The sequence below is a fragment of the Aliirhizobium wenxiniae genome, assembly GCF_019511445.1.
Lineage (GTDB): Bacteria > Pseudomonadota > Alphaproteobacteria > Rhizobiales > Rhizobiaceae > Neorhizobium > Neorhizobium wenxiniae_A.
The window spans coordinates 219,276-226,931 of record NZ_JAEUAN010000009.1 but is presented as its reverse complement, the minus strand read 5'-3'; the positions used below and the strand labels follow the sequence as shown (position 1 = coordinate 226,931).

Sequence of the window (7,656 nt, the reverse complement as noted above, 5' to 3'; positions counted from 1 at the left end):
TAAGAGTTTGCAAACCGTCGTCTTGAGGCCCTGTCTCCTACATTGCGCATGAGCTACACCATGCAGGACCAGCCATTATTGGCTGGACGAATAGTCGTGGCCAAGCCGCTTGCAAATGAACATAAGAATTCCAACGAGACGAAAATTGCGCCAAGACGGGGTAGCGGTCTGTGATTGAGTTGGATCTGCTGTCATCGGCATGATTGGCCTCCAGAGAGTTTTCTAGCGACCTCACTCTGCCACGGTGCAGGCCGCTACTCACCCCTGATGGGATCTCAAGACCGACCGTTCATCTGTTCATCTCCCGCTGTCATCATGTCCTGAATTCTCATGATGAGCTCATCAAGAACGGCTATTCTTTGCGCTCCTGCAGGACGTATTGCATAGTAGGATACTTCGATTTTCGGCTCGAAGGGTATCGCGACCACCTGTGCGTCCGCGGCCCGTAGGCTGGTGTGGTCCACAATCCCGATCCCCATGCCTGCCGCTGCGAAATAGCAGCAGTTCAGCATCGAGGTCTCCATCGTGCTCACAGGTTGGTGTTCCTCAATGGAGAAGGCGCGATCGAGAACCATGCGCAACGGCGAATTCCGGCCTGGGATCAGGACGCGTTCCTCCAGAAGATCTGTCGGCGTGATTGATGAGCGCGAAGCCAGGCGATGGTTTTGCGGCATGGCGGCAACCGCACTCGAACTGTGCAGAAGCACGGCGTTCTTGTCGGCCATGCGCGGCGAGCTGAAGACGAGGCCGAGATCGTAGCGGTTCTGTTCGACCATGTCCCATATGTGCCGGCTGTTTTCGACATCGATGACCAGTGGAATGTCCTGCCTGCTTCCAATCGTATCGACGATTGCCCGATGAAGATAAGGCCGTACCAGCGATGTCACGCTGCCAATACGAAGCACGGTATTCTTATGGAGGCGTATGTCGTCGGCAGCCTGTGCTATCTGATCGAGGCCAAGGTAGAGACGCTCTACCTCTCGATACAGCTGTGTCGCTTCCGCGGTCGGCACAAGCCGTACGCCGACACGTTCGAACAGCGTCATCTCGACGATTTCCTCAAGATCGCGGATCAGCCGGCTGACGGCCGGCTGCGTGACATTCATGGCTTCGGCTGCCGCCGTGATGCCACCTGCCATCATGACCGCGCGAAATGCCTCGACCTGTCTCGGCTTTAACCTCATCCTTGTCCACCCCATAACATTTCGGCATGACTTGAGTACAAAATGCAATTTTTCTTTTGTCAGGTAAAACGTTAATTGACGTTTACCCGCAGGGAGAGTGCGGCAATGGACAACCCGGAGGAGTCCCAATCATGAAGTTTTCTGTGTTCGCGGCCGCATTGGCAGCGTCTGTCATCGCCATGCCGCTCGCAAGCCAGGCTCGGGATCTGACCGTTGGTCTGTCCGCTTCGACGACGTCCATGGACCCGCAATTCTACGTCGTTGGCCCGAACAGCGCGATGGCGCGCAACATTTTCGATGGCCTCGTCAATCAGGATGACAAGCAGCAGATCCAGCCAGCTCTGGCTGTCTCCTGGAAAATCGTCGATGACACGACCTGGGAATTCAAGCTACGCGAAGGCGTGAAATTCCACGACGGCAGCGATTTTACTGCTGAAGACGTGGTTGCCAGCATCAAGCGCATTCCGCTCGCCTCGACCAACAGCCCCAGCTCGTTCGCCGCTTATGTCAAGGCGATCACCGAAGTGACGGCCGTCGATCCGCTGACGGTGCGCATCAAGACATCGGGCCCGACGCCGCTTCTCCTCAACAACCTCAGCCGTATCGCAATCCTGCCGGCCGAGATGGAAAAGGTGACGACCGGAGAAATGAACACCGGCAAGGGTGTCATCGGCACCGGCCCGTTCAAGTTCGTTTCCTGGTCGCCGGACGACAACGTTGTTGTTGCCAAGAACGATGCCTATTGGGGCGAAAAGGCCCAGTGGGACAAGGTCACGTTCCGCGTCTTCAAGAACCCGAGCGCTCGCGTCGCCGCCATGCTTTCGGGCGATGTCGACATGATCGAGAACATCCCGACCGCCGATACGCGTCGCCTGGAAGCCTCGGACAAGATGAAGGTCGTCAACATTGCCGGCAACCGCATCATGTATCTGCACATGGACCAGAACCGCGAACAGTCGCCGTTCGCCAAGGGCGCCGATGGCAAGAACCCACTTCTGAACGCCGATGTTCGCCGCGCCCTGTCGCTGTCGATCAACCGCGAAGCACTGGTCGATCGCATCATGGACGGCCAGGGTGTGCCGGCTGGTCAGGTCGTGCCGGAAGGATATTTCGGGTATGATCCGGCTATCAAGGTCGATGCATACGATCCGAACAAGGCCAAGGAACTGCTGACTAAAGCCGGTTATCCGGATGGTTTTGCGCTGACCTTCCATGCATCGAATGATCGTTATCCGAATGACAGCAAGGTTGCGCAGGCGATCGGCCAGTTCTTCAGCCGCGTCGGCGTCAAGACCGAAGTCGCCACCCTGCCGGGAAGCGTTTATTTCACCCGCGCCTCGAACCTCGAATTCTCGTTCATCATGGGCGGTGCGGCGGTCGAAACCGGCGAAGCTTCGGGTGTTCTCGGGCCGATCCTCGAGACCTACGGCGAGAAGGCCGGTCAGGGCAATCGCGGCCGTTATTCCAACCCGGAATTCGACAAGGCTCTGAACGAAGCCCGTTCGACGCTCGACGACGCCAAGCGCGAGGAGTTGCTGAAAAAAGCAACGGAAATCGCCATGGGCGACCTCGGTGTCATCCCGGTCTTCTACCTGGCCAACACATGGGCGGTGAAGAGCGACATCAATTATGCCGGTCGCTCCGACGGTTACACGCTTCCCTATTACGTGAAGCCGAACTAATCGAAACAGGAGCGTCCACTATGTCCTTCAGCGGTGTCTTTCCCTATCTCGTTTCTCCGATCGGTTCGTCCGGCGAAGTCATGCAGGGTGTGCTGACGGATCTGGTGGACCACCTGATCGATGCGGGCGTGCATGGTCTCGCCCCGCTCGGCAGCACCGGTGAATTTGCCTATCTCTCCCAAGACCAGAGACGTCGCGTCGTCGACACGGTGATTTCGGCCAATCGTGGCCGGGTTCCCGTTGTCGCCGGCGTGGCGTCGACCTCGACCGCTGATGCTGTTGCACAAACGGAATACATGGTCGAAGCGGGGGCAGATGGCATTCTGGCCATTCTCGAAGCCTATTTTCCGGTGAGCGACGAGGGTGTGGAAGCCTATTTTACGGCGATCGCCAAGGCAGCCAAGGGACGTCCGGTGGTGCTCTACACCAATCCGCAGTTCCAACGGTCGGACCTGTCCTTGCCGGTGATCGGACGGCTGAGCCAGATCGAAAACATCCGTTACATCAAGGACGCCTCCACCAATACCGGACGACTTCTGTCCATCATCGAGCGGACCCGCGGCCGGATGGAGGTATTTGCTGCTTCCGCCCATATTCCGGTCTGCGTGATGATGATCGGCGGCGTCGGCTGGATGGCGGGACCGGCCTGCATCGTGCCCAAACAGAGCATCGCGCTGTACGAGGCGGCCAAGGTCGGCGACTGGGCGCGTGCGATGGACCTGCAAAGGCCGATGTGGAAGGTCAACGAGATCTTTGCGAAATACTCGATCGCCGCCTGCATCAAGACGGCGCTCGACCTGCAGGGCTTTGCCGTCGGCAGCCCCATGCATCCGCAGATGCCGCTCTCCGAGGCGGCGCGAGCGGAAATTGCAAGCGTGCTGCGCGATGTCGGCGCGCTCTGAAGCTCATACCCCAGACATTGAAGGCATTATTTTATGAAGCCGATTTCGATCATCGTCGATTGTGATCCGGGTATCGATGACACGATTGCACTCCTGACCGCATTCGTTTCGCCGGAACTGAACATCCTTGGCATCACGCCGGTCAGTGGCAACCAGCCGCTGGAGCGCACTGTGCGCAATGCGCTGCAGGTCTGCGAACTCGGCAACCGCACCGATATCCCGGTTTACGCCGGCTGTTTCCGGCCGATCATGCGCGAGCCGATCCATGGCCAGTTTCATGGCAAGACGGGTCTCGGCAACACGACCCTGCCGGACCCGGTGAAGAAGGCGGAAGAGATGTCCGCCGTCGATTTTCTGATCGAAATGCTCGGCAAGGCCGCGGAAAGCGGCGAGCGCATCACGCTCTGCTGCCTCGGCCCGCTCACCAACGTCGCTGTCGCCCTGCGCATGAAGCCGGGCCTTGCTGACGGTATTGAGCGCATCGTCATGATGGGCGGCGCCTATCGCGAGCCGGGCAACCGCACGATGACGTCCGAATTCAACGTGCTCGCCGATCCCCACGCCGCGCATGTGGTGTTTTCCAGCGGCATCCCGATCGTGGCGCTGGCGCTCGACGCCACCCATCAGGTGATGCTGAAGCCGGAACACGTCGCCGAGTTTTCGCGCGTCAGCGGCCGTATTTCGCAAACGCTCGCCGAACTCATGGCCTTCTGGGACCGCAACGACGTGCGCCGTTACGGCTCGCGCGGCGGCCCGCTGCATGACCCGCTGGTCATGGCCTATATTCTCGCACCGCATCTGTTCGAAACTGAGAAGGCGCGCGTTTTCGTCGAATACGAAAGCGAGCTTTGTATGGGCCAGACGATTGCCGACTGGTACGGCAAGAGCGGGCTGGAACCGAATGCCGACATCGTCACCAAGGTCGATGCGGACGGTGTGATTGCGTTTTTCCTCGAACGCCTGTCGCGTTACGCCGACGAAAAGGTTCTCGCATGAGCAAGCACAAGGTCATCATCGATGCGGATCCGGGCGTGGACGATGCCGCCGCCATCCTGATGGCGCTTGCCTCGCCGGAAATCGATGTTCTCGGCCTTTCGATCGTGGCCGGCAATGTTTCGCTCGAACATACCGTCACCAATGCCTGTAAGCTTGTTTCCTTGAGCGGTCGCCGCGACGTTCCGGTTTTCGCCGGTGCCAGCGGTCCGCTGGTGCGCGAACAGGTTTTTGGCAAATATGCCCGTATAGGCTCGTTCGACGACAAGCTGGTCAAGGCCGGCGATATCGTGCCTGCCGACGAGAGTGCGATCCAGTTCATCGTGCGTTCGGCTCGCGCGGCCGCAGCGGCGGGTGAGCAGATCACCATCTGTGCCATCGGCCCGCTGACCAATGTCGCGCTGGCGCTGGTCCAGCACCCGGATGTCGCCCGTGGTATCCACCAGATTGTCTCCATGGGCGGCGCGTTTACGGCGCTTGGCCACCGCATGCCATGGGCGGAATTCAACATCTATGCCGATCCGCATGCGGCCGAAATCGTGTTCCAGTCCGGCGTGCCGATCGTTTTGATGCCGCTCGACATGACCTTTCAGGCTCTCTTCACCGCCGAGCATTTCGAAAGATTCCGCGCCGGCGGCGAGGCGGGAGCGGCACTCTACAATCTCTTTTACACCTTCGACCGCAGCGATGAAAAACGTTTTGGTCGTCCGGGCGGGCCGATCCATGATGCGACGACGATCGCCTGGCTAATCCGCCCCGAACTGTTCACCAGCCGCGAGGCTTTTGTCGGCGTGCAGGTCACCGGCCTGACGATGGGTTATACCTATGCCGATTTCTACAAGAAGATGGACCGGCCGGCCAACGCCACCGTCGTCACCGATGTCGACGAGACCGGGTTCATCGAATTGCTGATCGAGCGCATCGTCCGCCATGGCGGCGAGGCGCCCGCCAGTCGAACCATTGGAGGCTCACACGCATGAGCGGATATCTCTTAAGCCGGTCGTTGCAGACCGTGCTCACACTTTTTGTCATGTCGGTTCTGGTCTTTGCCGGCCTCTTTCTCGTCGGCAACCCGGTCGACGTGCTCTTGAGCCCGACCGCGACCCCGGCCGAGCGTTTGCAAGTCATCCAGGCCTTTGGTCTCGATAAATCCGTCTGGGAACAGTACTGGATCTTTTTGACCAACGCGCTGTCCGGCGACCTCGGCAATTCCTTCGTGTTCAACCAGCCGGCGCTGACGCTGATCATGAACCGCATGCCGGCGACGCTGGAGCTGGCCTTCGTGGCGCTCGCCATGGCGCTTGTCATCGGCATTCCGCTCGGCGTTTATGCCGGCCTGAAGCCGAAGGGTTTTGTCTCCAAGTCGATCATGACCTTCTCGATCCTCGGCTTCAGCCTGCCGACCTTCTGGATCGGCCTCGTGATGATCATGTATTTCAGCGTCTATCTCGGCTGGCTGCCCTCGTCCGGTCGTGGCGATACCGTCAATGTGCTCGGTGTGCCTCTCTCCATGTTCACGCTCGATGGCCTGTCGCATCTGTTCCTGCCGGCCTTCAATCTGGCGCTGTTTAAGATCTCGCTGGTCATTCGCCTCACCCGCGCAGGCGTGATGGAAACCATGCAGCTCGATTTCGTGCGCTTCGCCCGCGCCAAGGGCTTGACGGAACGCCGCATCGTTACCGTGCATGTGCTCAAAAACACGCTGATCCCGCTGATCACCGTCATCGGCCTCGAACTCGGTTCGCTGATCGCCTTCGCCGTAGTCACCGAAACCATCTTTGCCTGGCCGGGCATGGGCAAGCTGATCATCGACGCCATCGGCGTTCTCGATCGCCCTGTCATTCTCGCCTACCTGATGATCACCGTCGTGATGTTCAGTGTCATCAATCTCTTGGTCGACATCCTCTATTCGATCGTCGATCCCCGCGTCCGTCTTGAGGGGAACTCGTGATGACCGACAACAATTCGACCTCGACCACCTCGGTCCACGCGGCCGCCAATAGCGGCACAAAGTCCACCTCGCGCTCTCCGGCCCGCGAAGTCATCTATGCCCTGCTGCACGACAAGCTGGCGCTGCTCGGCATCGTGGTGGTGACAATCTTCATCCTCGCCGCCGTGTTTGCGCCGCTGATCGCGCCGCAGAACCCGTATGATCTGGCACAGCTCGATATTCTCGACGGCCGTCTGGCTCCGGGCTCGGAAAGCATGTCGGGCATGACCTACATACTCGGGACGGATACTCAAGGGCGCGATCTGTTCAGCGCCATCCTTTATGGCCTGCGCACCAGTATCCTTGTCGGTCTTTCCAGTGCCGCAATCGCGCTCGTAATCGGCGCTTCCATCGGTCTCACCAGCGCCTATATCGGTGGCCGCACGGATTCGATCCTGATGCGTATCGTCGATATCCAGCTCAGTTTCCCGGCCATCCTGATCGCGCTGATCTTTCTCGCCATCCTCGGCCAGGGCGTCGACAAGATCATTCTGGCGCTCGTGGTCACCCAATGGGCCTATTACGCCCGCACCATTCGTGGTTCGGCCCTCGTCGAGCGCAAGCGCGCCTATGTCGACGCGGCCCGCTCGATGGCGCTGCCGGATCGCAGCATCCTGTTTCGCCATATCCTTCCGAACTGCCTGCCGCCGCTGATCGTTGTCGCCACCATGCGTGTCGCTTATGCGATCATGCTGGAAGCGACGCTCTCCTTCCTGGGTATCGGCCTCCCGGTCACCGAACCGTCGCTCGGCCTGCTGATTTCGAACGGCTTCGAATATCTGCTGTCCGGCGATTACTGGATCAGCTTCTTTCCGGGCATCGCCCTTCTGTTGCTCATCGTCGCGATCAACCTGATCGGCGATGCCTTGCGCGACATCCTCAATCCGCGTCGTGAGGGCTAAGAT

Annotated in this window: 7 protein-coding genes; 6 read left to right on the top strand and 1 reads right to left on the bottom strand. The window is 59.4% G+C overall.

Going from position 1 to position 7,656, the window contains the following annotated elements; translation table 11 throughout:
• Window positions 1–275: 275 nt before the first annotated feature.
• On the bottom strand, window positions 276–1,184 hold the full coding sequence (locus JNB91_RS13585; protein WP_220326051.1) for a LysR family transcriptional regulator: 909 nt from the start codon (window positions 1,182–1,184) through the stop codon (window positions 276–278).
• Window positions 1,185–1,315: 131 nt separating this feature from the next.
• On the opposite strand from JNB91_RS13585, the gene JNB91_RS13580 reads away from it, so the two are divergent.
• The 6 genes from JNB91_RS13580 to JNB91_RS13555 are packed head-to-tail and all read left to right on the top strand — an operon-like array spanning window position 1,316 to window position 7,653.
• Entirely contained in the window at window positions 1,316–2,866 is a 1,551-nt protein-coding gene (locus JNB91_RS13580) for an ABC transporter substrate-binding protein (protein ID WP_220326050.1), read from the top strand.
• A 20-nt stretch (window positions 2,867–2,886) separates the two neighbouring features.
• Window positions 2,887–3,768, top strand: a complete 882-nt coding sequence (locus JNB91_RS13575) for a dihydrodipicolinate synthase family protein (RefSeq protein ID WP_220326049.1) — start codon at window positions 2,887–2,889, stop codon at window positions 3,766–3,768.
• A gap of 33 nt (window positions 3,769–3,801) precedes the next feature.
• Window positions 3,802–4,764 carry a nucleoside hydrolase gene (locus tag JNB91_RS13570; RefSeq protein ID WP_220326048.1) on the top strand — a complete coding sequence of 321 codons (963 nt, stop codon included), beginning with the start codon at window positions 3,802–3,804 and terminating at the stop codon, window positions 4,762–4,764.
• Window positions 4,761–5,741, top strand: coding sequence for a nucleoside hydrolase (locus tag JNB91_RS13565; RefSeq protein ID WP_220326047.1), 981 nt, complete (start codon window positions 4,761–4,763; stop codon window positions 5,739–5,741). Before JNB91_RS13570 ends, JNB91_RS13565 begins: the two co-directional genes overlap by 4 nt.
• Window positions 5,738–6,712, top strand: a complete 975-nt coding sequence (locus JNB91_RS13560) for an ABC transporter permease (RefSeq protein ID WP_220326046.1) — start codon at window positions 5,738–5,740, stop codon at window positions 6,710–6,712. Before JNB91_RS13565 ends, JNB91_RS13560 begins: the two co-directional genes overlap by 4 nt.
• Entirely contained in the window at window positions 6,712–7,653 is a 942-nt protein-coding gene (locus JNB91_RS13555) for an ABC transporter permease (RefSeq protein WP_220326045.1), read from the top strand. Before JNB91_RS13560 ends, JNB91_RS13555 begins: the two co-directional genes overlap by 1 nt.
• The last annotated feature ends 3 nt before the right edge of the window (window positions 7,654–7,656 follow it).

What these genes read in the sequence shown, in the direction of transcription:
- JNB91_RS13570 (WP_220326048.1), top strand. Translation starts at nt 3,802, where the DNA reads ATGAAGCCGATTTCGATCATCGTCGATTGTGATCCGGGTATCGATGAC.
- JNB91_RS13560 (WP_220326046.1), top strand. Translation starts at nt 5,738, where the DNA reads ATGAGCGGATATCTCTTAAGCCGGTCGTTGCAGACCGTGCTCACACTT.
- JNB91_RS13565 (WP_220326047.1), top strand. Translation starts at nt 4,761, where the DNA reads ATGAGCAAGCACAAGGTCATCATCGATGCGGATCCGGGCGTGGACGAT.
- JNB91_RS13555 (WP_220326045.1), top strand. Translation starts at nt 6,712, where the DNA reads ATGACCGACAACAATTCGACCTCGACCACCTCGGTCCACGCGGCCGCC.
- JNB91_RS13575 (WP_220326049.1), top strand. Translation starts at nt 2,887, where the DNA reads ATGTCCTTCAGCGGTGTCTTTCCCTATCTCGTTTCTCCGATCGGTTCG.
- JNB91_RS13585 (WP_220326051.1), bottom strand. Translation starts at nt 1,184, where the DNA reads ATGAGGTTAAAGCCGAGACAGGTCGAGGCATTTCGCGCGGTCATGATG.
- JNB91_RS13580 (WP_220326050.1), top strand. Translation starts at nt 1,316, where the DNA reads ATGAAGTTTTCTGTGTTCGCGGCCGCATTGGCAGCGTCTGTCATCGCC.